This window comes from Streptomyces sp. NPDC048248 (genome assembly GCF_043201875.1).
Lineage (GTDB): Bacteria > Actinomycetota > Actinomycetes > Streptomycetales > Streptomycetaceae > Streptomyces.
On record NZ_JBICZL010000001.1, the window covers coordinates 348,013 to 371,272 of the forward strand.

The window sequence follows — 23,260 nt, forward strand, 5'->3', positions numbered from 1 at the left end:
CAGGCCACAAGACCAACCCTGGGTGACACCTTGTCCGCCGCTGATGCGTCCCGCGCGTCACGAAAGGTCGATGTGGACGTTCGTGGACTTCGCCCTCGCCGTGACGGTGACTCCGACGACGATCCCGAGTTCGTCGACGGACTCCCGGGTCACCAGGGAGACCAGCCGGTGCGGACCGGACTGGATCTCGACGTGCGCGGCCACCTCGTCGGCGCGCACCGCGGTGACGATCCCGACGAAGGAGTTGCGTACGGAGGTGGGCACTGAGTCCGGCACCGGATGCATGCCGGTGGCCCGCTCCTTCGCGAACGCCGCCAGGCTCACCCCGTCGATCACCCGGTTCCCCGAGCCGTCCCGGTCCATGCCGAGCCGCCCGCTGTCCGCCCACCGGCGAACGGTCTCCGAACTGACGCCCAGCAGCCCCGCTGCCTGACCAATGCTGTATGACGGCACACCCGAACTCTAAGCCAGGGCCCCACGCCTGGCCGGGAGGGCCCTCCGGGCACGAGGCCCGCGGGGATTCTCATCCCTGCGGGCCCAGGGGCCACGAGCAATACGAGCGCCGGCCGGTGCCTGTGGGCAGCCGCAGGAAGACGGCGGCCCTCTTCGCGTTGACCTCGCCCTCCTCAAGGACGGTCATCCCCCAGTGCCTCAGGGCCTTCAGGGGCCTTGGGACTTCATGAGAAACCGTAGGACTACAAAGCGAACTCAGCCGTCCACTCCGGCCTCCCACTTGCGCCGCCGCAGCACGTAGTCGCTGAAGAGGTGCCGGCTCCGGTCGAGCAGCTCCCCCACCTCCGCGTCGCAGCGCCGCACGCCCGCCGGCGGATGCCAGCGCTGCACGGACTGCCCTGCCCAGGTGCGCAGTTTCACATCCGGGTCCTCCAAAAGCCCGACCGCAGCCCGCAGTGCCACGACTCCGCCGCGCGCGTCGAGCAGCCGGAAAGCGGCGAGCCTGACGTGCCGCTGCCGTTCGGAGCTGGTGCGTTCCAACAGCCAGCCGGCGGCCAGTTCCTTTGCCGATGGCAGCAGGGCGAGGGCCGTCTCACGCACGACAGCGGCAGCAGGGTCGTCGAGCAGTGGCCGCAACTGCTTCGCGTCCGCGCAGTCCAGTGCCCGAAGCCCGGCCACCGCCCGCGCCCGTACCCCGGCCGCCGGGTGCGGGAGCAGCGGCCACAGGAACTCGGCATCCGCACGGTCCCCGCACTCGGCCAGCCCGATGACTGCGCCGGGTGGCAATTCGAGGTCGTCCGGTGCCTTGCACCGCTCCCGGTACCAGGCTGCAGGGTTTCCTCCCAGCTGTCGTACGACATACCGGGCGCAAGCGCGCACCAGCGCGGACCGGTCGCTGAGGAACGACTCCGCCTCCACCGAACGCCCCGCCCGCCGCAGCGCGGTGACGCCTGCCGAACGGGTCCGCGGATTGCGCGCGGCCAAAAGCAGCGACAGCACATCCTCGTGCGCCTCCTCGTCGCACAGAGCTGTGAGCGCTGCGGTGGCACACAGGTCCTGGACCACGGTGTCCTCGTCCTGGGCGGCAACGCGGGCCAGCTCGACGGGGCGGAGCAACCGGCTGTCGACGGCCAGCCGGTAGGCGAACCGTCGAACGACGCGGTCGGGGGCAGCGAAGAGAGCCGTAAGCCTCCCGTGCGATGCCCTGCCCAGGGCCTCCCCGAGCGCCTCGACGCCGAAGGCACCTCTCTCGCGGCGGCCGACGCGCAGGATCAGCGGCGCGAGGTCGACGGCACAATCCACATCCAGGACCTCGCGTAGCAGCCGACGGGCGCTCTCACGGACCGGGCCTACCCAGTCGGCGCAACGGATCACAATCAACGGCAGAAGACCGGGGTATCGGATCGACCGACGCACTGCCTCCTGGCGAATCCGCCCGTCGCGGTGACAGAGGGCAAGTGCGAGCCCGGACTCATCGGCCTGAGTCAGATCGGCCGGCAGCGGTGCGGAGTGCTCCCACTCCGGCAGGGACGGCGAGCGGTACCAGACCACCTCCCGCACACCTGAGTCCAGCGCAAGCCAGTCGTCGGGGTCGGCAGCATTGAGCGTGCTCCGAAGCGGCGCGCCTCCTGCGAGCCGCACCGCTGCCCTTGCCCCGCCCCTGGTGTCGTCACCCATTCCCCCGCCCTCCCCAGCAGTCGCACCAGTGATCGTAGGGGCGGGGCGCGCACAAGGCGCGCGAAATACGGCCCACGCATTCCTGAGTCCGAGGTGTGTGAGTGGCCTGGATGAGGTGTGCTGTGGTGGCCGTCGAAGCCGTATCCGAAGACACCTGAACTGCAACTGCCGCGCCACGGCCCAGTGCCCTGGTCGACGAGGGCATGCCGATCCCAACCCCTCTGAGCGCATTGCGTCCACGCCGTCGATGTAGTTGCCCACTTGCCCGCGCAACGACACTCAGCACCCGGCCGATAATCCCTTGCCGAAGGACACCGGCACCTGCCACGATCCCGTCCATGACCCATGGAAAGGCGGACTCCGCCACTCTCCGGTGAGCCCGGTGCTCTCTTCGCGCGGGGTGTCTTCCCGCAGCCTGCTCCCGCTCCCCGATGCGCGCCAACTCCCCAGCCTCGAACGCCTGTCCCTGGCGCGCGCCCTGCGGGATGACTGGCTCGCCCACGCCCTCTCCACACAACCGGCCGACCGTGCCCAAGCCGAGGACGCCGTCACCGAGCTCTACCGCCGGATCGGCGCCCCACGGCCGCGGTTCGTCTGGGTTCCTTCGCCGGCGGCCGCCCGGTCAGAACTGCGCGACGACCCGCAGGTCTTCCGGCCCGCGCGGCTGCGGTCGGACACCACGCCGGCACACGGCGCCGACTGGCCGCTCGCCGCACGGCTCGCTTCACTGCAGTCGGATCTGCGGACCCGTATGGACGCACAGATCAGCCGCGCCGCTCCACCCTGGCAGTGGTACCCGAGCGGTCTTGCACCGGCCAGGACACTGAGCCCCGAGGAGGCCGTCGACGCCGGGGTGCCACTGGGCCATGTGCTCGCAGCCACCGTGCGCGACGCGCTGGCCGCCTCGGTGCGCGACGCGGTGCGGGCGCCGGTGCGTACGGGACTGCTGCCCGCTTCCGGCGACTCGTCCGCGCTGACCTGGTACGGCCAGCACGACGCGCACTGGATCGCTCACCTCGACATCCAGGCACGCGTCGGCTTGGCCCGCTACCGCGACAGCGACACCCGCCAACTCGCCCTCTGGGCGACCCTGGCGCGCTCGACCGGCTGGTGGTGGCCAGGCCACGGTCGATGCGTCATGGCCGAACGGCCGGCCGAGGTGCACACGGAACCGGCACCCGGCGGACGGCACGGCGAAGTGCGGCTGCATCATCCGGACAGCCCCGCGGTGCGGTTCGCGGACGGCGCCGAGCTGTACGCCCTGAGCGGCACCCGGGTGCCGGCCTGGGTGATCACGGACCCCACCGTCGAACGGATCCACCGCGAGACCAACGTCGAAGTACGCCGCTGCGCCATCGAACGCATCGGCTGGGACTCCTACATCGAACAGGCCGGGCTGCAGCTCGTCGGCAGCGCCGCCGACCCCGGAAACCCCGGCTCCGACCTGCACCTCTACCACGTACCGCGGCAGGTCTGGGGCCGCCCCGCGCGCGTACTGCTCGTCGTCAACGGCTCCGTCGAACCGGACGGACGGCGCCGCCGCTACGGACTGGGCGTCCCCGCCCACATCGGCGACCCCGTCGCCGCCGCCGGCTGGTCCTACGGCCTGACCGGCGACCAGTACTCCCGGCTTCTGCGGCGCACCTGACAGCCGCCAATTTCCCCTTCCACCACTCCCCACAACGTTCAAAGGTGATGCACTCATGCCACAGCACACACAGCTGACCCTCGCCGAACTCACCACGCGCACCGGTCTCGACGTCCTCGGCCATCTGGAGCGCGAGGTGACCATCCCGGTCATCGACGGTCTCCAGGCCCAGGGCGACCTCATCGTCGTCCCGCGCGCGTTCCTCGCCGACAGCATCAGCGTGCCGCCGTTCGCCGAACGGCGGGAGGTGCCCCCTGCCGGGGTCGAACTGCTGCGCAGCGCCGCGGGCGGCAATCCGCACACCCTGGTGGCCGACGCCGGCACCTGCTGGTGGACGGCCGGGGTCCGCGACCGCGACGGACTGGCTCTCGGCCTCATCGAGACCACGGCGGTCGCCTACCTGGTCCACCCCGAGCACGGCGGCACCGGTATGGCGCCCGGCAGTTACGTCGTACGGCGCCAGCGTGAGAACGACGAGGGGACGATCCGGTTCGGCACCGGTTACGGCTATCGCCTGGTCGCCGACTGAGCGTCCGACGGAACGGTCCCCTCGTCTCCGGCCGGCGGGTGCCCCGGGGGGCTGCCGAGCAGGCGGCCCCGCCGGGTCAGCCGATGGCCGGTCAGCGAGCGGCCGGTGCGGACTGGTTGCTCATCGTCCGGAGGCTCTCGTCCTGGACGTCGGCGGCCGTCGAGCGGTCGGCCCGGTACGCCGCCAGGGCGCCGGCACCCGCCGCATCCGGGCCGCCGGCCATGATCTCCTCGGCGGCGAGACGGCCCAACAGCGGTGCGAGGTTCACCGCGCTGTGCGAGACGAGGTGGTAGAGGCCGGGAGCGCTGGGCAGGACCCCGGCCAGCGGCAGTCCGTCGAACGGTACGGGACGTACGCCGATTCGCACGCCGGCGAGCCGGGGCGCGGAGCGCAGCGCGGCGAGTACGGCCTGGCCGCGCCGGTGCAGATCCAGTTCCAGGTCGGGGCGGGCCGCCGCTGCGTCGGATGCGTCGGGCAACAGCGCGTCGATCTCCCAGGAGATGGACAGCACCCGGTCGTCCGGCGCGGGGCGCAGGTCCACTCCGGGTGCGGCGAGTATGGCTCCGAGCGCCGCTTCGGGCACCGGAGTGCTCTCGCCGACGAGGCCGGGGAAGAGGGTCATCGGCAGGGATGAACCGGCGAGTTCTGCGACGCTGCCGGCGTGTGGGCCAGTGCAGTTGACGACCCAGTCGGCGGTCCAGCTGCGGGCGCCCGCCACGACACCGGTGACGCGGTCACCACTGCGCAGCAGGCCGGTGGCGTGCACACCGTAATGGATCACCGCGCCCTGCAGGGCGGCCCGGTCCAGGAGGTTGCGCACCAGGCGCGGTGCGTCGTACCAGGAGGCATGGTCGTGGACGACGAGTTCGTCCCCGGTGCAGGCGGCGGGGTCGACACCGGGAGCCAGCTCGCGCAGGTCCTTCGGGTCGACGAAACGGCAAGGGTGTCCCCAGGACTGCAGGCGCTCGGCACGCTCGCGCAGCGTGTGCCTTTCGGCAGGGGTGTTGCCCCACTGAACGAGAGGCATGGGATGGCGCCAGGCGGGGCCGTCGAGTTCCTCGCCCAGGGCTATGTGTTCCGCGGAGCTGAGGCGATTGAGTTCGTAGTACGAGTGCGGTGTCTTCAGGTGAGTGACGTCCACGGAGAACGTCGCACCGGAGGTCCCGGCGGCGGGCCCGCCGGACTCGATGACGGTGACGTCGGCGCCGGCGGCTGCGAGCCGATGGGCGACGGAAGCGCCGAGCACTCCGGCGCCGAGAACGATTGCACGAGTCATAGGGATTCCCAGATGGCGCGGTCGAGGATGATGCGGTCGAGGTGCGGGGGGCGTGGTGACCGGCTGCCGGCGCTGGTCCCGCCCGTCCGGGGCGCGGTGGCCTGCGGGAGGCGTCAGAGGACCTTGCTCAGGAATTCCCGGGTGCGGTCCTGGCTCGGGGTGTCCAGGACGGCTGCGGGAGTGCCCGATTCGACCACCACTCCCCCGTCCATGAACACGAGCGAGTCGCCCACCTCCTTGGCGAAGGCCATCTCGTGAGTGACGACGATCATGGTCATCCCGTCGTCGGCGAGGCCCCGCATGACATCAAGTACCTCCCCCACGAGTTCGGGGTCGAGGGCTGAGGTCGGCTCGTCGAAGAGCATCAGTGCGGGTCGCATCGCCAGGGCGCGGGCAATGGCGACGCGCTGTTGCTGGCCACCGGAGAGCTGGGCGGGATAGCTGTGCCGCTTGTCCGCAAGCCCCACCCGGTCGAGCAGTGCCTCCGCCCGCTTCCTGACCTCGGCGCCGGGCTCGCGCTTAACGCGAAGGGGCGCCTCCATGACGTTCTCCAGGGCAGTCATGTGCGGAAAGAGGTTGAAGCGCTGGAAGACCATGCCGATATCGCGGCGCTGTCGGGCGACGGCGGTCTCCTTCAGCTCGTACAGCTTTCCTTCGCGCTCCTCGTAGCCGACGAGTTGCCCGCGCACCCAGAGGCGCCCGGCATCGATCGGCTCCAAGTGGTTGATGCATCGCAGGAACGTGGACTTACCGGAGCCGGACGGGCCGACGAGGCACATCACCTCGCCGGGAGCGACCTCCAGGTCGATGCCCCTGAGCACCTGGGCCTCGCCGAAGCTCTTGTGCACGCCCTCGGCTCTGACAACGGATTCCATGCCGGTGGTCGTCATGTCTGCGTCCGTCTCTCCGGTTGTCTCGGGGGTCATGTCTGCGGTCATGTCCGGGGCTCCTGCTTCGTGGCGAGGGCGGCGCGCAGTCGCTGCAGGGCGGTGGGCGGCAGGTCCCGGAGGGAGCCGCGGGTGAAGCGGCGTTCGAGGTAGTACTGGCCGACGTTCAGGACGGAGGTCGCGACGAGGTACCAGATGCAGGCGACGGTGAGCAGCGGGACCTGCTGGAACGTCCGTGAGTAGATGCCCTGGACGGATGTGAGCAGCTCCGGCACGGCGATGGCGAACACCAGAGACGTGGTCTTGAGCATGGAGATCGCCTGATTGCCGGTGGGCGGGGTGATCACGCGCAGAGCCTGCGGGAGGACGATGCGCCGCAGTGTCTGACGACGGGTCATCCCCAAGGCGTGTGCTGCCTCCGTCTGCCCGCCGTCGACGGAGGTGATGCCGGCGCGCACGATCTCCCCCATGTACGCGGCCTCGTGCAGACCGAGGCCGAGGAAGGCCGCGGTGAGCTGCGTGATCAGCAGGTTCGTGTCGAACTCCACGAACGTCGGGCCCCACGGTATGCCCAGACCGATCCTGGGGACGATGGCGGAGAGGAAGTACCAGAAGAGCAGTTGGACCAGGAGCGGCGTGCCCCGGAACACCCATATGTAGAGGCCGCTGATCCTCGCCAGGAGGGTGTTGTCCGACATCCGCAGGACAGCCAGCACGATGCCTCCGACGACGCCGATGAGCATCGCGACGACCGTGAGCAGCAGAGTGGTCCCCAGCCCCTCGATGACAACGGGTGCGAAGAGGAACTCCCCGACGGTGTGCCACTGCATCCGTGGGTTGGTGGCCCAGCCCTCCACCAGGAAGAACAGCAGGAAGAGCAGCGCCGCGCACAAGATCAGCCGACCGGGCCGGCGCAGTGGTACGGCCTCTATCGCAGCGCTCCCTGCGGGAGCCTCCTTGCCGCTCGTGGGCGGGGTGGCGGACTTCATCTGCGCGGTCATGCCGTGCCTCCGTTCACCGTGGCGCGACGAAGGGCGCCGGATTCGACCTTCCAGTACTTCAGGATCTGGCGGTATGCGCCGTTGTCGATGAGCTTCTGCAGGGCCTTCCGGACGGTCCGTGCAAGGGCCTTGTCATCCTTGTTCACCAAGATTCCGTAGGGCAGGAAGCGGTAGGGCTCGCCGACCTCGAAGAGCCGTCCACCGGACTGCTCGGCCTGGTAGGTGACGGTGGGCGAGCCGCCGACGAAGGCGTCGGTGCGGCCCGTGGACAGGGCCTGGAAGCAGCCCACCGAGTCGGGGAAGACCAGCACTTCGATCGCAGGTTTCCCTGCCCGGGTGCACTTCTTGCTCTGCTCGACGACGTCGTCGACCTGGGAAGTGCCCTGCTCCACGGCGGAGGCGCGGCCACAGAGGTCGGCGAGGGAGCCGATCGACTTCCTGTCGTCCTGCCCGACGAGGATCGAGCTGCTGGTACGGAAGTAGTCGACGAAGGTGACGTGCTCCTGGCGCTCCGGTTTGTCCAGCATCGCCTGGATCGCCAGGTCGTAGCGGTGGGACCGGACCCCTCCGATGATGCTGTCGAAACTGGACTTGGAGAACTCGACGTCGACACCGAGCACTTGCCCGATAGCCTTCATCAGCTCGGGCTCCATGCCCACCAGCGTCTCGTTGTCCAGCCCGAGTTGGACGAGGGGCGGGTAGTCGTCCCCCTCGGCCACCTTCAGGCTCCCGGCCTTGCGGATCTTCTCCGGTAGCAGCGCGTGCAGGGCGGGATCCTTGGGCTGTGCCCGTACCGGCGACCGTTCCACGGCCCCCGCGGCGGCGCAGCCGCCCACCAGCGGCAGCAGCCCGGCGAGGACGAGCGCGGCGGCGGTGCCACGGCGCCTCCTGCGTACGCGGACGCACCGTTCCGCGGGCCGTATGTCCATGGAGTCGTCCTTCGCGCATCGATCTGCTGGGCTTCTGACCGCACAATCTGCGCCACCCGGCGCGGCGAAACAAGATGAAGCAGAGTGAGTGTTTGCGCACGTGTTGTGCAGGTGAGCTGATGCTCGACGTCAGCTTTCCCCGGTCCGCTGCCTGCGCCCGGACCGTTCGGATCTCTGGTCGCCCGGGGCATGAGGCTGTTAAGTTCCGCTGATGCTGATACCGATGGAGTTCTGCTGATGCTGACCCCGATCCAGCTTCAGGCGATCCGCGATGTCGTGGCGACCGGTTCGCTTCGCGCCACCGCCAAGCGGCTCGGCTATACGCCGTCCGCCGTGTCGCAGCAGATCACCTCGGTGGAACGGGCCCTGGGCGTCACGCTCTTCGAACGTTCACCCCGCAGTGTGCGCCCCACAGCGGCCGGCGCCCAGCTGGCCCGCAGGGCGGCGCGGTTGCTCGCGGAACTGGAGGCCGCGGAGGACGAGACGCGCTCCTTCGCCACCGCCGAGCGCGGCCGGCTGCATCTGGGCAGCTTCTGGTCGGCGGGCTTCCGGCTGGTGCCGGAGGTGCTGGCCGCCTTCCTGCGGGACCGCCCCCAGGTCGACGTCCGCTACGAGGAGGGCGATCCGCAGACCGTCACACCCGCCGTGGGAGACGGCCGGCTGGATCTCGCGGTGGTCTTCGAGTACGGCACGGTCCCCCACAAGTGGCCGACCGACCTGGCGATGACGCTGATCCTGGAGGAGCCCCTGTACGTCCTGGTCCCGATCGCCCACCGGCTCGCCGGGCGCCGGCGCATCCGGATCGGGGACCTGAGCGACGAGCGGTGGATCTGCTACCGCGAGGGGACGGACGCCGCCCGTTCGCTCTTCCACATCTGCGCGGAGGGCGGCTTTCGCCCCGAGGTCCTCTTCCGCACCAACGACTACAACCTGCCGTACGAGCTCGTCCGCAAGGGGCTGGGCGTCGCGATGGTCCCCGAACTGGCGATGATCGAGTCACCCGAGGTACAGGCGATCCGGCTCGCCGACCCCTCGCACGTGCGCCGGGTCTTCGCCCTGCACCGCGCGGCCGACCCGAATCCGCTGCTGGAGCAGGCGATCGGCATGCTGCGCACCGCGGCCGCCTCCATCACCGACGGGCTCGCCCGAACGGATCTGCCCACAGCGGTCTGACGCACCGACCCCGCGTCCAAGGTGTCGAGGCTCCAGGGCACGGGAGGGGGCTCGATGTCGTTCAGCGCAAAAGCGACCAACCAGGCCCTCGACCGGCAGCTCGTCCCCATGCAGCTCGGAATGTGGCGTGCCTCGACTTGATAGGCAAGTGAGTAGTTGCCTATCATTGTGGTTGTGGCCGATGACCTGTTCAAAGCCTTGGCCGACCCCACCCGCCGCACCATCCTCGATGAGCTCACCGAAAAGTCCGGACAGACACTGTTCGAGATCTGCTCGCGGCTGAGCATGAAGCATCAGCTCGGCATCTCGCGCCAGGGGATCTCCCAGCACCTCGCCGTGCTGGAGGCCGCCGGACTCGTCGAGACCAGGCGGGAGGGCCGCTACAAGTTCCACGACCTCAATACGGCCCCGCTGCGGCAGATAGCCGAGCGATGGCTCGTGCCCGACACTTCCGCACCGGAGGAGAACACCCCATGAAGATTCACCTGACCAGCGTCTTCGTCGACGACCAGGCCAAGGCCCTGCACTTCTACACCGAGATCCTCGGCTTCGTGAAGAAGTACGACGTCCCGGTGGGCGAGCAGGACCGGTGGCTGACCGTCGTCTCACCCGACGAGCCCGGCGGCACCGAGCTCCTCCTGGAGCCCGCCGGCCACCCGGCCGTCAAGACCTACCGGGACACGCTCGTGGGGGACGGCATCCCGCTCGCCCAGTTCGCCGTCGACGATGTACAGGCGGAGTACGAGCGCCTGCGGGACCTCGGTGTCCGCTTCACCCAGGAGCCCCTGGAGATGGGCCCCGTCACCACCGCCGTCTTCGACGACACCTGCGGCAACCTGATCCAGATCGCGACACAGCCCCAGTAGGCAGCCGACCGGGTGCGGGGCCGGCCCGTAGCGGTGACCGGGCCCTCGCCGCCTCGCCCTGAGTTGGACCGGCGGCGTGGGCGTGACGCCGGAGTCCCCGAAACCCGATCGACAGGCACCCGCACCGTCACGCCCTCGATCGACGGCGCAAGCCCGTCCATCTCTTCCACACCCACGCCACGACGCGGACCGCGCCCGAAATCCTCAGCCGCCTCAGGTCCACCGGCCGCGCGCGGCGGTCAGTTGGTGATCGTCACACAGGGCAGGCCAACGCTTTCACCACCGCGGAAGCCCTCCGCACACAGCCGAGTGCCCGCGGGGAAGTGGCGCTGGGGGTATGCCTGGTCGCGGTAGGTCCGGAATTTGGCGACGTCCTCGACCTTCGTCTTGGCGCTCCACCCGTTGGTGGTCCACACCCGCGCGGAAATCCTGTGGGGCTGATTGGTGTTGACGACCGAGACTTCCACCCGGCCGAGGTAGGTCCCCGAGTCGTAGGTCTCGATGCAGACGGAGTGGTTGCACCACTTGCCGGCGGCCGCCGCCGGCGGGCCGACGGCGAAGACGAGACCAACGGCCGCAGCCGTCGCACCCATACCTGTGACGATCTTTCTCAGTGCACTCATACCTTGATCAACGACCGCGCCGAGCCCCTGTCACGCATGGTCAGCCACCCGCGCAGCACGAGCCCACAGCCCCCGGTCGATCGGCCTGAGCGGGCGGTCCACCTCGGAGTGAAAGGCGCCTACGCCGTCACCACCTCGGGCGCTCGCTCGTCCTCGTGGTCGCGCTCATGATGAGAAGTCGTCCCAGCTCGCCCCTCGGCCATCAGGACGTGAGCTGCTCGCATACTTCGGCGGCGAGCGCGTCAGCGACGTCAAGCGTGGTGGAGAGCACGTCCGGTGCCATGCCGAGCGCGCCGAGCAACTCATGAGACCGCGCGGCGAAATCAGCGGGAGCGGCCGGAAGCTCTCCTGCGGCCTGAACAGCCCCCTTTTCGTTCAACACCCAGCAACCCGCGTGAGCATGCAGGCCCTGCACGAGAAGCCCGATCGCGCGGAAGAGGCAGCCGGCGACGTGATAGGCGTCGCCGCGCGCGGCTCCCTTGCGGGCATTGGCCAAGGTGAACGGAGCCTCCCACAGCGCGTTGGCGATCAGCGCCGCACTCAACTGCTCCGGATAACGGCGAGCCTTCTGCTGCAGAGGCCGCAGCTCGCCATCGGGGTCGGCGAGCACTCGCCCAAGGGCCACCTCACCGACATACGCAGGGGAGTACACCCCGAGTGGATGACCGGCCTGGATGCCCACCTCGAAGCGGCCGGCCCGGCACTCTTCCCAGATCCGGTGCACGCGGTCCAGGTCGCGGTAGATCCAGTCGACGTGGCAGCCGTCGATGGTCAGCCAGGCCCCACCGTCCACCCACGGTCCCCAGCCGCCCGGTTCCGTCACCTCCACCGGCCCTCCGGTCAGCTCGGCCGCCAGGAGGCGCAGGGCAGCGGTGTCCAGTGGGGGCCGGTAGTACAAGCCGAGGTCGAAGTCGGAGTCAGGACGGTGTGTTCCTCTCGCTCGGCTGCCGCCCAGACACACACCGACCACTCCGCCGACTTCGGTCAGCCGATCCGCAATCTCCCTCAAGCGATCCACGGTCCAGAGTCTGCAGAACCGGATCACCCACGGCGACCGCTTTTTGAGCACTCCTCCGTCTCGGCGCCGCCGTGTGTTGTCAGGGCGAATGGTCCACGGGGCGGATCGGATGCCCGCTCAGAGCCGCTCCCGTCCCAGCTCCCGACCGTGTGTGCAAGCGTCTTACGCGACCGGCGACCGTCAGCGGGTGGGTTCCGTCACCGCGTCGTGTTCGGGCCTGGATTCCCTAGCCGGATGTTGATGACGGGCGGGGGTGACGCAGGCAGGAAACGACGACCACGAACGGCCACAGGGACTGCATGGTCGTCAAGGCGCGCTCGGCGACACCAGCGGCACCGTTGCCTTGCAGTTCGATCAGGAAACAGACCGCGCCGACCGCCATCAGCGCAGTCACCGTGATCGACACTGATGGCCGGAGCGCCCATGGCGCCGACTTGCTGCGGTTGACGGCCAGTACCGGCCATACCGCCAGGAGTATGAAGCCGATGGCGACAGCGAAACCGTGCCCGAGGGAACCACCGCGGCTGGGCGCCGGGGTCTGCGCCACCACGATCGCCACCACCCCACCGGCACCCAACGCCACACGTCCGGCGAGCGAAGCTGCCCGCAGCCCCCAGGCGGTGAGCAGATGACAGATCCCGAGGGCGATCAGCGCGCCGTTCAACACCCACCTTCCGGACGCGCCGTCCGCCCCCAGGATGCTGATCGTCTGAGTGACCGGCTCGTAGCTCGGCCCTTGGAGCAGCGCGGCGATCACCCAGGCACCGACCAGGACGACGGGCGCGCACCCCGACGACACCAGGGTCCACCAGGGAACAAGTCGCATCAAGCCACCGTAAAGCATCCCTTCCGTCGCCCTCCCGCGCACACGCGGACGACCGGCTGCTCGGGCGATGGACGGTATCGCCGAGGAGCCTCAGACCGAGGAGTGCGAGGGAGCGACGGGCTGCCGGTGTTGTCGCGGCGGACGAGGCCCGCGCCGATCAATTCCAGTACGTGCGCCGAGGCGCACCTTCGCCGTCGACTGTCGGCCTCCCGAGGCACTGTCAGGCGAGACCGCTTTTAGGGGTCTTCGCCCGCCCGGACGCACGGGCGGCCAGCCCGAAGACAAGCCCTCCGACCAGGAACCAGGGATTCCACAGGGTCAGCGTCCACAGTCGCTGCTCCGGGCTCACGTCCATCCCCCGGCCCCCTGCGTCCGTCAGCAGCAGCACCTCGACCGCGACCCCGCGCATCAACAACAGTGCGCAAGCACACCAGCCCAGGGCCCTCACCACTCGCCCCACCAGGCCACGAGACAGAGACATGGAGAGGAGCCACCCCAGCCCACCGCCGACCAGGCACAGCAATCCCACACCCCACAGGCCCACCACCACGAACCACCCGGGGCGTTCCTCGGCCAGGGGCCCGGCCGAAACGCTCAACCCCCAGCTGCCGCCCAGTGCCCAGTAGAAATGAAGCGCGGCGAAGGCAATGGCCCAGGCACACGCAGTACGCCCCCCACAATCCCGGCGTCGACCTACCCCTCGGATCCTCATACATAGGGGGGAGCATGCCACTGCTGTGACGCTCCCGCCCTGCACAGCCGGGGACCAGCACGCCCGTCCTCCGGCCGGTCACCTTTGGGGCGGTGAGTCTGTGGTGGCTGCAAGCACGATTGCCACTGAGCTAGGAGATCGGGACGGCTCCGGGATTCGGTCAACATGGCCTGCTCCCAAGGTATTTGACAGCTCGAACGCAGCAGGTCAGAGTCCCGGCGTGAGCGAGACAAATGATCTGACACCCGCCGAGGTGCGGGTATGGCGGGCTTTCCCGCGGGGCGAGTCGGTGGACTTCCGTGCCGCAGATGACGAGGATCCAGCGCTCGGCAACACCTGGGGCGCCGAGCGGACCGTACGGGCGAGTGTGCTGCGCACCCTGCTGATCAAGGCTCCGCAGGAGGAGGGAGAGGTCGCCGCACTCAAGATCACGGGCGCGCGGATCACAGGCGTGCTGAACCTCGATCACGCCACGATCGACGCCGCAATCGAGCTGACCCACTGCCTGTTCGACGGTGTTTCCGACCTGAACGGTGCCCAGCTTCGCCGGCTCGATCTGAGCGAGTCAGCCTTGCCGGGCCTCACCGCGGAGGGCGTGCGGATCCAGGGGGCGCTGCGGTTGACGGGCTGCCGTGCGCGGGGGCCGGTGCGGCTCGGCGGGGCGCAGGTTTCGGGGGCGCTGTTCATGGAGCGGGCGGAGTTCAGGGCGGCGAACGACTCCGAGCCGGTGCTGCAGCTCAACCAAGCGGCGATCGAGGCCGACTTGTGGGCGCCGGAGATGCGCGCGCACGGACAGGTACGTCTCACCGGCGCGACCGTCACCGGGCGGATCAACATTCAGGACGCCGTCTTCCACAAACCCGACGGCATCGCGCTGGACGCGCAGAACCTCAACGTGGGAGCCCATGTGCGGGCGCGGTGCCTGCGTGCGCGGGGGCGGGTCGAGCTCCGAGGCTCACGCATAACCGGCCGTCTCGACCTGCTCCACGCCCACTTGTCCCACCCGAGTGACACGGCACTGAGGGCGAGCAGTTGTGTCATCGGTGAGCTCTGGCTGCGCAGGGGCGATCGCATCGAGGGCGCACTGAATCTGCGGCGTTCCCACATAGAGATCCTTACCCTTGAACCGCAGATGCTGCCGGACCAGGTGTATCTCAGCAATCTCAGCTACACCGTGCTCGCCCCGCACGAGCCGGCCGAGAGCCGTCTGCCGATGCTGGAGCGGGAGGGCGAGGGGTACGAGCCGTACGGCTACGAGCAGTTGACGGCGGCCTACCGCCACGTCGGTGACGACGACGCGGCCCGCCTCGTACAACTCGCGAAGCAACGCCGTCGACGCACCACCCTCACCTGGTACGGCCGGCTGTGGGGGTACGTCCAGGACGCCACGGTCGGCTACGGTTTCCGGCCGCTGCGCGCGGCCGTCTGGCTGCTGTCCCTCATGGCCATCGGATCGATCGCCTACGGTCTGGATCACCCGCGGCCCACGAAGGTCGATGAGGCTCCTGAGTTCAATCCCGTCTTCTACACTCTCGATCTGCTTCTGCCGATCATCAACTTCGGTCAGGAGTCGGCGTTCGCCCCTGCCGGCTGGCACCAGTGGCTGTCGTACGCCCTGATCATCACCGGTTGGGTCCTGGCGACGACGATCGTCGCGGGTGTGACCCGCAGCGTCAATCGCCAGTGACTCACCACCGCGGGGCGGGGGCTGACGGTATGTGGTCGCGTGGAGATCACAGACTGTGAAGTGAATCACGGTGATGGGCTGTCACGGTTTGCCGGTGCGAGGTGTCTCGATGGCATCCGACGAGAGGAGCCGAGTGTGATGCCGGAGCACCGACGTATGTGCGTGGTGGGGGCAGGCCGTGGCTGAGGATGCCTTCACCGAACACCGTCCGCTGCTGTTCACCATCGCCTACGAGATGCTGGGCAGCTCCACCGACGCCGAGGACGTGCTGCAGGAGAGCTACCTGCGGTGGAGCGCGGTCGATCCGGCAGTGGTGGAGCATCCACACGCCTACCTGGTCCGCATCGTGACCCGGCAGGCCCTCAACCACCTGCGTGCGGTCAGGGCACGACGCGAGGAGTACGTCGGGGCGTGGCTGCCCGAGCCGATCCGTACCGCACCCGAGGTGAGCGATGACGTCATCCTGGCGGAGTCGGTGTCGATGGCCATGATGCTCGTCCTGGAAAAGCTCAGCGCGACCGAGCGCGCGGTGTTCGTGCTGCACGACGTGTTCGGCTACACCCATGGTGAGATCGCCGCCTCCGTCGGCAAGGCCGAGTCCACCGTCCGTCAGATCGCCCATCGCGCACGCCGTCACGTCCATGCGCGGCGACGCCGTTTCGAGCCTCGCTCGGACGCGACCCGGGAGATCGTCGAGCGGTTCCTGCACGCGGCGGCGACCGGCGAGGTCCAGGCATTGATGGATCTGCTGGCGCCCGATGTCGTGCAGATCTCCGACGGCGGAGGCAAGGCGGTCGCGGCCCGCCGCCCGATCACCGGACGCTGCGATGTCGCCCGGTTCGTTCTCCGTGTGATCCGCAACAGCGGCGCGGCGACCCAGGTCGAGCACGCCACCTACAACGGCATGCCCGCGGCACGGTTCCTCACCGCCGGTGAACTCGACTGGCTGGTCGCGTTCGAGATCCACGACGGAAGGATCACCGGCCTGTACGGCATCCGCAATCCGGACAAGCTGCATCGTGCCGATGTGGTGCGTCCGCTCGATCGAGGAGGTCACCAGCCGTGGAAACCATGACCGTTGAACGCGTCATCGCCGCACCGATCGAGGATGTCTTCGCCTGGCTGACCACGACCACCAACTACACGAGCTCGCCCCTGGTGCTGCGCTGCCGCCTGACCCGGCGCGGCGAGTCCGCACCGTACGGCGTCGGTGCGCTGCGCAGTCACCTCTGGTTGATCGGCTGGATCCGGGAACGCATCACCCACTACGAGCCGCCGCACGCCACCGAGTACGTCGTCGAGCGCAGTCTGCCGCCGTCCAGGCACGAACTCGGGCGCATGACGTTCACCGAGGTCGACGGCGGTACCCGCGTGTGCTGGACCACCCGGGCCGAGATCCCCGTCCCGTTGGTCGGCCCCCTCCTCACCCGGCACCTCGCGCGGCCGATCATCACCCGTACCTTCCGCAACATCCTCGACGCCGCCGACACCGCGCTGGCCCCACAGGGCTCGTCCACTGCCTGACCTCGACAGGACGCCCGCTCCCCCGGTCTCGGCTGCCGAGCTCTTCGCCGGAGCGGGCGCCTTGGTATGCGGACCGGAACAGAGCTTCGGGGCCCAGCGGCGCGTCCGATCGCCGCGGGCATCACGCCGAGGTCGGTGCCTGGTCGAGGGGGATGACACGGGCGGTGGCTCCGGCGGTCGCGATGGTCATCCCGTCGGGGGTGGTGAGGGTGGCTTCCAGGAAGGCGATGTCGTCGACCCGGTGCACCACGCGCCCCTTTCCGAGGATCCGGCCGGGGCGGACGGGTCTCAGGAAGTGGGTGTGGAGTTCCAGGGTGGACTGGAACCGGTCCGGTGCGAGGGTCGCGAGGAGGGCGGGGCCGACGGTGTCATAGAGCATTGCGGCGAGGAAGGCGCCCAGTACGTTGCCCGCCGGGTTGGTGAAGTCCTCGGTCGCGGTGAAGGCCAGCTCGATGGTGCCGTTCTCGACGTCCGCGTCGAGGAATTCCAGCCCCAGAGTGGCCGCCGCCCGAGGCAGCGGCGCGCGCCCCTCCGCGCCCTCCCAAAACGGCCCGGACCGTCCGCTCACCACACCGTCCTCAAGGTCGAGGTTTCCACTGCCGTCCCCTGTCTTCCTCCTCGCGCCGTGTCGGATGCCGGGTGGGACCACGACTCACCCGAACGCCACCGAAGGGCGCGGACCGTCGTTCTCCTCGACGAGGACTCCCGCGCGCACGCCGTGTTCTCGCAGCCGAGCCGGGTGGGGCCCTGGAGGCCGACACAGTCACCGGCGGTACGGGCGCTCTGCGGGCAGCGCCTCTGCCGCAGCCGTCGGCGTCGTGCCTCCCCGGCAGACTCCTGCTGCTGCGCGACAGGCAGCGGCCGGTGACGACGCGGTGCGGACCCCGAGCAGCTGGCCAATAGTGGAAGGGTGAGCCCGCAGCAGGGACAGCCCCCGCGCTCCGGCTCGCGGCATGCGGCCGGCGGGCCGGTGCGGGCGGCACAGCGCAGGCTGCGCTACGTGCTGAAGCACGGCAGGCAGGGCCTGCGGGGGCAGCGCACGGTCGTCGGCACCGCGGTCCGCGTGACGGCCGCCGCCTGCATCGCCTTCTACCTCTGCCGCTACGGCTTCGACCGGACCGTCATGTCCGTGTACGCCACCTTCACCGTCGTATCGCTCGGTGTACTTGCCCGCATCCCGGGCTCCGGGCGGCAGCGCACGGCAACCACACTCACCGCACTACCCGCGGGGCTCGCACTCATCACGCTGGGCACGCTGCTCGCCGTACAGACCTGGGCAGCCGTCCTGGGCATGCTCGTCATCGGGTTCATGGTCGCCTACGCCGGCACCACGGGGCCGCGGATCGCCGGTGCAGCGCCTGGGATGCAATTGCTCTACATCCTGCCGTGCTTCCCGCCCTACGCCCCGGATGCCCTGGGCCAGCGGCTGTCCGGCTTCCTGCTGGGCGCGGCACTGCTCGCGTTGGCCCAGCGCTTCGTGCTGCCGGAGCCGGACACTCCGCCCTACCGCGGGCTGCTGGCCGACGCGGCCGACGCCGCCGCAGTGCTGGCCGATCGCCACGGCGGGCCCGCCCCCATGGCGGAGCTCGCTCGCGCACACGCGGCCGGAGACGCGCTGCGCCCGTCCCAGGTCCCCCCGGCCGATCGGCCCGCCTCCCCCGGCCTCCGTCACAAGGCCATGGGTCATGCCGCCGAGACGGCCCGCACCCTGCTGGCCCGGCTGGAGGCCCTGCACGCCTCGGCCGGTCCGCACACCTACCGACCGGAGACGGTGGCACTGCTCCAGGGCATCAGTGCCACCGCGCGCGAGACGGCCGGGGCGCTACGGGAGGGGAAGCGTCTGGAGCCCGGAGAAGGGCCGTCCACCGCGGCCCTGCAGAGCCTGCTGGCTCCGGCCCGCACCCACCGGGCCGTGGACACCCTGGTGCGGCTGAATTCCGACGACCGGCTGGCCTATCTACGCCGCAGGTCACTGGTGGTGCAGGCCGCCGACAGCGCCGTCGTCCTCGCCCTGGCCACCCGGCTGTTGCTCGGTGACCGTTCCGTGGACCGGAACCCTGCCGGGCACGCCTTCACCTATGCGCGGACACACGTCCTCGAACTGTGGTGGCATCGGCTCAGCGCCCATCTCACCCCCCGCTCGGTGATCTTCCAGAACGCCTGCCGGTTCGCGCTGGGCCTGGCCGCGGCCCGTGCGATCGCGGGGCTCCTCGACCTCCAGCACGGCTTCTGGGTGCTGCTCGCCACGCTCACGCTCACCCGTACGACCAGCCTGGAGACCTGGTCCGCGGTCCGGCAGGCGCTCATCGGGACGCTGGTCGGCGCGGTGCTGGCCGGCGGGCTGCTGGCACTGGTCCACGACCGGATCACGGTGTACGCGCTGGTGCTTCCGGTCGTGATGCTGACGGCCTTCACCGCGGGGCCGCTGCGCGGGCTGGCCTGGGCACAGGGCGGATTCACCCTGGTCGTGGCGACGCTGTTCGCGCAGGTCGCCCCCGTCACCTGGCAGCTCGCCCCGGTACGGCTTTTGGACGTTCTGGTCGGCAGCGTCATCGGACTGACCTGCGGCCTGCTGGCCTGGCCACGGGGCGCGGGGAGCGAGGTGCGCAGAAGCATGGCGGCCCTGTGTTCGGCCATCGCCGACGCCATCGGACAGACCACCACGCGGGTCGTCGAGCACAGTGACGTCGTCGGGACGCCCGACACCACCGTCCTCATGGTCAATCGCGCCCTGGGCCTCGCTCGGGAGAGCCTGGCCCAGTACCAATGCGAGCCGAGGCACGACGTGGCCGGGCAGCCGGACTGGCCGGCGGTCCTGGTCGCCGCGGCGGACGCCCGGCGCGGCGAGCGTCTGCTGCCCGGCCGCCCGGGAAGGATCACCCATCACGAGGTCGGCACCTGGCTACGGCACGCGGCCGGCAACACGGCAGCCGACTACCGCGCCCTGGCCCAGCACCTGCGCAGACACCAGGGCTCACCACACGAACGCCCCCAACACCTCGACATCCGGGGCCTGTTGGAAGTCGCCCCACCCATTCCGCGTGACGGCTCGGACCACGACCCGCGTGCGGTCGCCGCCGCGCTCCTCATCGACTCGGTCATCTGGCTCGATGCGCTCACCGCCGACCTGAACCGCATCCACCAGGAGCTGTGACGCACCCGCCGCCGAGCGGGACAGCCGGTCATCAGCAATTGTCATGCCTTCCGTGGTGGACGGGAGCAGCTGACGCGTCGCACCAGCGATCGCGGCAGAGCTGCCGCACCCACCGCGTTCAACGGCTGGACGGGTGAAGCCGGTCCGACGCGCGGGGCGCAATCCGCCGAACTCGAACGGGTGAGCGCATTCTCCGGGTGTGCCCGACACCTTCGATTTCCCTCAGGATCTGCTGGATGCCCAACAGGAGCTGCACCAGGTCCAGGCCGACCTGCACGCGTTGTACGAGCAGCTTCCCTGGTCGGCCGAACCATTGGCCGGCCACGGCGCCGATTTCTGGCGTCCCGGCCTGCGCGCGGACTCCCCCGGCTACTCGGCGGAGGAAAAGGCCGAGGTCGCAGCACTACGAGCCCGGCAGCTGGACCTGGTGGTCACGGTGTCGTGCCACGACTACTGGGCTGCGTGCCCGGGGGGCGTCGTCGCGGCGCGATCCGCCCTCAAGCACGCCCACGAGACGGCGAACGCTGTGGGCTGATGTCGAAGGACCGGCCTCGCGCTCATGAGGCCCGGCGCCCCTCTGCCGAGATACCTGGCACGGAGACGGTGCGCCGTGCCTGGGCAACCGCCTCCTGCGCGACGCCGAAGCACTTCGGGCGCCGACTGATCCACCATTCCGCCTCCGCAGTGGCAGGGTGGATTCATGTGCGGTCGATACGTTGCCACCCGTAGTCCACAGGATCTGGCCGGCCTCTTCCACGTCAGCCGGTGGAACCCGGAAGAACTCCTCGCTCCGAGCTGGAATGTCGCCCCCACCGACAACGTATGGGCGGTGCTGGAGCGACCCGACCGCGGGACAGGCGAGATCGAGCGGCGGCTGAGGCCGCTGCGCTGGGGGCTGGTGCCCTCCTGGGCGAAGAGCATCGGCGTGGGCGCGAAGATGATCAATGCGCGGGTGGAGACGGTCCACGAGAAGCCGGCCTACCGTCGCGCCTTCGCCAAGCGACGCTGCCTGTTGCCCGCGGACGGCTTCTACGAGTGGCAGCAGCTGCCCGCGGAAGGAAAGGCGAAGCCCCGCAAGCAGCCGTACTTCATCAGCCCCGAGAGCGGCCAGGTCATGGCGATGGCGGGACTGTACGAGTTCTGGCGCGACCCCGCGGTCGCCGCGGACGACGATCCGGCCGCTTGGTGCGTGTCGTGCACCATCATCACCACCGAGGCCCGGGACGCCGCCGGCCGGATCCATCCGCGCATGCCCCTGGCCATCGCGTCCGACCACTACGACGAGTGGCTCGACCCGACCCATCACGACCCCGACGAACTACGTGCGCTCCTGACCACCCCCGCACACGGGCATCTCGACGCCCGCGCCGTCTCCACAGCGGTCAACGACGTCCGTAACAACGGCGAACACCTCCTGGACGCCGCGGACGCAGGGTGATCGCTCTGGCCGCGAGTATCAGCGGCTACGAGAATCGCGACGGCTCGGGGCCCGCCCAGTGGCTGTCCGAAGGCGCTACTCCTGGCGCAGGTTCAACTCACCGACCATTTGGCTTCCACTCGTCTCGCCCGTCGGCCGGAACCCGAGCCCGAGGTAGAAGCCCTCGGGGCCGTCCTCGCCCGGATGCCAGGTCGTGGTGAGACGGCCGCCGCCTCGGCGTCGGATCTCGGCTGCGACGGACTCGACCGCGAAGCGGCCGTAACCCCGCCCCTGTTCGCCGGCTGCGATGTTGAGACGCCAGAGGCCGGAGCGCAGGTCGGTGGTCGTGCCGTCGCCGGCCCAGTCGATGTCGAAAAAGGCCATGAGGAAGCCGACGGCCCGGTCCTGGTCAAGGATGAGGCGGGGCCAGGCTGTGCCGGGATGGACGTACGCCTCGGCCAGAGACTTCACGACCGGTGCCACCAGGTGCCCTTGGTCCGGACGGACTCTCAGGTCGACAGCGAGGTCGAGGTTGTCCGGGGTGATCTTCTCCAGGCGGGGTGCGCTCGTCATGCAGGAACGATAAGCCGGTGGATCAAGTGAGTTATGTGGCCACCCGGCGATGCCAATCCGTCTCGCGGCGAGGACGGCACCCGAGCTCCTTCTCGGCACGTTCAAGGGACAGCGAGGGTGTGTCGCGCTCCGGATCCCCGTACTCGGCGACACCGTCGGCCCGATCCGACGGTGATTCCCAGCCGGCCGAGGGTGGCGGTGTAAAGCGCTTCGCTCACCTCGAAGTTCGAAGCGAACACTCCCGCTGATGCACGCCGGGACGGTTTCGTTCCGTGACAACGCTCACGCATTTTCCTCGCCTTGCGTGTCGACCGGATGCCTCCCGCGGGGCGTATAGCAGGTGAAGCGAGAGATCCGGGAGAGGCAGTTGACCGTCGAGGAGTTCGAGGAGTTCTACGCCCAGACGGTCGCGCGGCTCACGGGACAGCTGTACGTGATGCTCGGCGACCTTCATGAGGCGCAGGACGTGGTGCAGGAGGCGTTCGTCAAGGGCTGGAGCCGGCGTCGGCAGCTCGACCGGGACGGACAGCCGGAGGCGTGGATCCGCACGGTCGCCTGGCGACTGGCGGTGAGCCGGTGGCGGTACGTGCGCCGCAGTGCCGACGCGTGGCGGCGCAGTGGTGCGCCGCCGCACGTCGAAGGGCCGGAACCGGCGCAGGTCGCGCTGGTCGAGGCGCTGCGTGAACTACCCGTCCAGCAGCGCCGCACGCTGACCCTGCACTACCTGTGCGATCTCACCGTCGAGCAGATCACCGGCGAGACGGGGCTGTCGTCGAGCACGGTCAAGACGCATCTGAGCCGTGGCCGCAAGGCACTCGCTCACCGCTTGCACGACCCGCGCATCGAGGAGGCGCCAGGTGTCTGAGTTCCAGGACCCGTTGCGGTCCCTGTTCCGGCAAGCGGCCGGCACCGGGCAGGATCACGCCGTGACCGCGCCGGTGAGCCGGATCGCCGCGCGCGGGCGGCGGGCGCGACGGCGACGCATCGGCGCGCTGGTGACCGTGGCGTGCCTGGCCTTCGGCGGCGGCGTCGCCGCTGTGGCGCTCCTCCCCGGATCGTCAGCCCCTGTGGGCCCGGCTGTCACTCCCAGGCCGTCTCCCGACCGGTTGCCGTCTCCCGTACCCACCGAGCCCGGCTCCTCGACGTCGCCCACCCCGGGGTCCACGGGCAGCGTCTCTCCTTCGGACGCCGCTCCGGGAACGGGTACGGCACCACCTTCGAGCACTGCATCGAGGACGGCCACGGCACCGCCTTCCAGCACTGCTCAAGGAACGGCCACGTCGCCGC

General features: G+C 69.7%; 25 protein-coding genes. 12 read left to right on the top strand and 13 right to left on the bottom strand.

The features are described 5' to 3' along the window. Nucleotides 1-57: 57 nt before the first annotated feature. Nucleotides 58-453, bottom strand: a complete 396-nt coding sequence (locus ACGFZW_RS01690; protein WP_393890968.1) for a molybdopterin-binding protein — start codon at nucleotides 451-453, stop codon at nucleotides 58-60. A 255-nt stretch (nucleotides 454-708) separates the two neighbouring features. Then, nucleotides 709-2,130 (bottom strand): hypothetical protein, encoded by a 1,422-nt coding sequence (locus ACGFZW_RS01695; RefSeq protein ID WP_393890969.1) that lies wholly within the window; start codon nucleotides 2,128-2,130, stop codon nucleotides 709-711. Nucleotides 2,131-2,530: 400 nt separating this feature from the next. Between ACGFZW_RS01695 and ACGFZW_RS01700 the strand changes: the two genes are divergently transcribed. After that, nucleotides 2,531-3,778, top strand: coding sequence for a DUF6745 domain-containing protein (locus ACGFZW_RS01700; protein WP_393890970.1), 1,248 nt, complete (start codon nucleotides 2,531-2,533; stop codon nucleotides 3,776-3,778). A 55-nt stretch (nucleotides 3,779-3,833) separates the two neighbouring features. Then, complete coding sequence (locus tag ACGFZW_RS01705) at nucleotides 3,834-4,307, top strand: hypothetical protein (protein ID WP_393890971.1); 474 nt, start codon at nucleotides 3,834-3,836, stop codon at nucleotides 4,305-4,307. 91 nt (nucleotides 4,308-4,398) lie between these two features. Here ACGFZW_RS01705 and ACGFZW_RS01710 read toward each other — a convergent pair whose 3' ends face one another. From ACGFZW_RS01710 to ACGFZW_RS01725, 4 genes are all read right to left on the bottom strand, one after another. Beyond that, entirely contained in the window at nucleotides 4,399-5,583 is a 1,185-nt protein-coding gene (locus ACGFZW_RS01710) for an NAD(P)/FAD-dependent oxidoreductase (protein ID WP_393890972.1), read from the bottom strand. Between the two features lie 113 nt (nucleotides 5,584-5,696). Continuing rightward, nucleotides 5,697-6,458, bottom strand: coding sequence for an amino acid ABC transporter ATP-binding protein (locus ACGFZW_RS01715; protein WP_393891277.1), 762 nt, complete (start codon nucleotides 6,456-6,458; stop codon nucleotides 5,697-5,699). Between the two features lie 59 nt (nucleotides 6,459-6,517). Beyond that, nucleotides 6,518-7,471: an amino acid ABC transporter permease gene (locus ACGFZW_RS01720; RefSeq protein ID WP_393890973.1), complete on the bottom strand. Its 954-nt coding sequence runs from the start codon at nucleotides 7,469-7,471 to the stop codon at nucleotides 6,518-6,520. Then, on the bottom strand, nucleotides 7,468-8,400 hold the full coding sequence (locus ACGFZW_RS01725) for an ABC transporter substrate-binding protein (RefSeq protein WP_393890974.1): 933 nt from the start codon (nucleotides 8,398-8,400) through the stop codon (nucleotides 7,468-7,470). Before ACGFZW_RS01725 ends, ACGFZW_RS01720 begins: the two co-directional genes overlap by 4 nt. A gap of 237 nt (nucleotides 8,401-8,637) precedes the next feature. On the opposite strand from ACGFZW_RS01725, the gene ACGFZW_RS01730 reads away from it, so the two are divergent. The 3 genes from ACGFZW_RS01730 to ACGFZW_RS01740 all read left to right on the top strand — a co-directional run bounded on the left by ACGFZW_RS01730 (nucleotide 8,638) and on the right by ACGFZW_RS01740 (nucleotide 10,439). Continuing rightward, nucleotides 8,638-9,573 (top strand): LysR family transcriptional regulator, encoded by a 936-nt coding sequence (locus ACGFZW_RS01730; RefSeq protein WP_393890975.1) that lies wholly within the window; start codon nucleotides 8,638-8,640, stop codon nucleotides 9,571-9,573. 174 nt (nucleotides 9,574-9,747) lie between these two features. Beyond that, complete coding sequence (locus ACGFZW_RS01735; protein ID WP_393890976.1) at nucleotides 9,748-10,050, top strand: ArsR/SmtB family transcription factor; 303 nt, start codon at nucleotides 9,748-9,750, stop codon at nucleotides 10,048-10,050. Next, nucleotides 10,047-10,439, top strand: a complete 393-nt coding sequence (locus tag ACGFZW_RS01740) for a VOC family protein (protein WP_393890977.1) — start codon at nucleotides 10,047-10,049, stop codon at nucleotides 10,437-10,439. The genes ACGFZW_RS01735 and ACGFZW_RS01740 overlap by 4 nt, the downstream gene beginning before the upstream one ends. Before the next feature lie 239 nt (nucleotides 10,440-10,678). Here ACGFZW_RS01740 and ACGFZW_RS01745 read toward each other — a convergent pair whose 3' ends face one another. From ACGFZW_RS01745 to ACGFZW_RS01760, 4 genes are all read right to left on the bottom strand, one after another. Then, nucleotides 10,679-11,062, bottom strand: a complete 384-nt coding sequence (locus tag ACGFZW_RS01745) for a hypothetical protein (RefSeq protein WP_393890978.1) — start codon at nucleotides 11,060-11,062, stop codon at nucleotides 10,679-10,681. A gap of 202 nt (nucleotides 11,063-11,264) precedes the next feature. Continuing rightward, nucleotides 11,265-12,080 carry a nucleotidyltransferase domain-containing protein gene (locus ACGFZW_RS01750; RefSeq protein WP_393890979.1) on the bottom strand — a complete coding sequence of 272 codons (816 nt, stop codon included), beginning with the start codon at nucleotides 12,078-12,080 and terminating at the stop codon, nucleotides 11,265-11,267. A gap of 226 nt (nucleotides 12,081-12,306) precedes the next feature. Beyond that, entirely contained in the window at nucleotides 12,307-12,906 is a 600-nt protein-coding gene (locus ACGFZW_RS01755; protein WP_393890980.1) for a DUF998 domain-containing protein, read from the bottom strand. 220 nt (nucleotides 12,907-13,126) lie between these two features. Beyond that, entirely contained in the window at nucleotides 13,127-13,618 is a 492-nt protein-coding gene (locus ACGFZW_RS01760) for a DUF3995 domain-containing protein (RefSeq protein WP_393890981.1), read from the bottom strand. 220 nt (nucleotides 13,619-13,838) lie between these two features. Here ACGFZW_RS01760 and ACGFZW_RS01765 point away from each other — a divergent pair, with 220 nt between their 5' ends. From ACGFZW_RS01765 to ACGFZW_RS01775, 3 genes are all read left to right on the top strand, one after another. Next, entirely contained in the window at nucleotides 13,839-15,305 is a 1,467-nt protein-coding gene (locus tag ACGFZW_RS01765; RefSeq protein ID WP_393890982.1) for a membrane-associated oxidoreductase, read from the top strand. Between the two features lie 178 nt (nucleotides 15,306-15,483). Further along, nucleotides 15,484-16,380: an RNA polymerase sigma-70 factor gene (locus ACGFZW_RS01770; RefSeq protein WP_393890983.1), complete on the top strand. Its 897-nt coding sequence runs from the start codon at nucleotides 15,484-15,486 to the stop codon at nucleotides 16,378-16,380. After that, nucleotides 16,368-16,829 carry an SRPBCC family protein gene (locus tag ACGFZW_RS01775; protein WP_393890984.1) on the top strand — a complete coding sequence of 154 codons (462 nt, stop codon included), beginning with the start codon at nucleotides 16,368-16,370 and terminating at the stop codon, nucleotides 16,827-16,829. Before ACGFZW_RS01770 ends, ACGFZW_RS01775 begins: the two co-directional genes overlap by 13 nt. Nucleotides 16,830-16,950: 121 nt before the next feature. On the opposite strand, the gene ACGFZW_RS01780 is transcribed toward ACGFZW_RS01775, so the two are convergent. Further along, nucleotides 16,951-17,397, bottom strand: a complete 447-nt coding sequence (locus tag ACGFZW_RS01780) for a PaaI family thioesterase (protein WP_393890985.1) — start codon at nucleotides 17,395-17,397, stop codon at nucleotides 16,951-16,953. Between the two features lie 342 nt (nucleotides 17,398-17,739). Here ACGFZW_RS01780 and ACGFZW_RS01785 point away from each other — a divergent pair, with 342 nt between their 5' ends. The 3 genes from ACGFZW_RS01785 to ACGFZW_RS01795 all read left to right on the top strand — a co-directional run bounded on the left by ACGFZW_RS01785 (nucleotide 17,740) and on the right by ACGFZW_RS01795 (nucleotide 21,421). Next, nucleotides 17,740-19,983: an FUSC family protein gene (locus tag ACGFZW_RS01785; protein ID WP_393890986.1), complete on the top strand. Its 2,244-nt coding sequence runs from the start codon at nucleotides 17,740-17,742 to the stop codon at nucleotides 19,981-19,983. A 199-nt stretch (nucleotides 19,984-20,182) separates the two neighbouring features. Then, complete coding sequence (locus ACGFZW_RS01790; RefSeq protein WP_393890987.1) at nucleotides 20,183-20,518, top strand: hypothetical protein; 336 nt, start codon at nucleotides 20,183-20,185, stop codon at nucleotides 20,516-20,518. 165 nt (nucleotides 20,519-20,683) lie between these two features. After that, nucleotides 20,684-21,421: an SOS response-associated peptidase gene (locus ACGFZW_RS01795; RefSeq protein WP_393890988.1), complete on the top strand. Its 738-nt coding sequence runs from the start codon at nucleotides 20,684-20,686 to the stop codon at nucleotides 21,419-21,421. A gap of 75 nt (nucleotides 21,422-21,496) precedes the next feature. On the opposite strand, the gene ACGFZW_RS01800 is transcribed toward ACGFZW_RS01795, so the two are convergent. After that, entirely contained in the window at nucleotides 21,497-21,973 is a 477-nt protein-coding gene (locus tag ACGFZW_RS01800; RefSeq protein ID WP_393890989.1) for a GNAT family N-acetyltransferase, read from the bottom strand. Between the two features lie 367 nt (nucleotides 21,974-22,340). Between ACGFZW_RS01800 and ACGFZW_RS01805 the strand changes: the two genes are divergently transcribed. Further along, the gene (locus ACGFZW_RS01805) at nucleotides 22,341-22,838 is read left to right on the top strand and encodes a SigE family RNA polymerase sigma factor (RefSeq protein WP_393891278.1); all 498 of its coding nucleotides are present in this window, start codon (nucleotides 22,341-22,343) and stop codon (nucleotides 22,836-22,838) included. A gap of 54 nt (nucleotides 22,839-22,892) precedes the next feature. Here ACGFZW_RS01805 and ACGFZW_RS01810 read toward each other — a convergent pair whose 3' ends face one another. Beyond that, nucleotides 22,893-23,216, bottom strand: coding sequence for a hypothetical protein (locus ACGFZW_RS01810; protein WP_393890990.1), 324 nt, complete (start codon nucleotides 23,214-23,216; stop codon nucleotides 22,893-22,895). Nucleotides 23,217-23,260 lie beyond the last annotated feature (44 nt).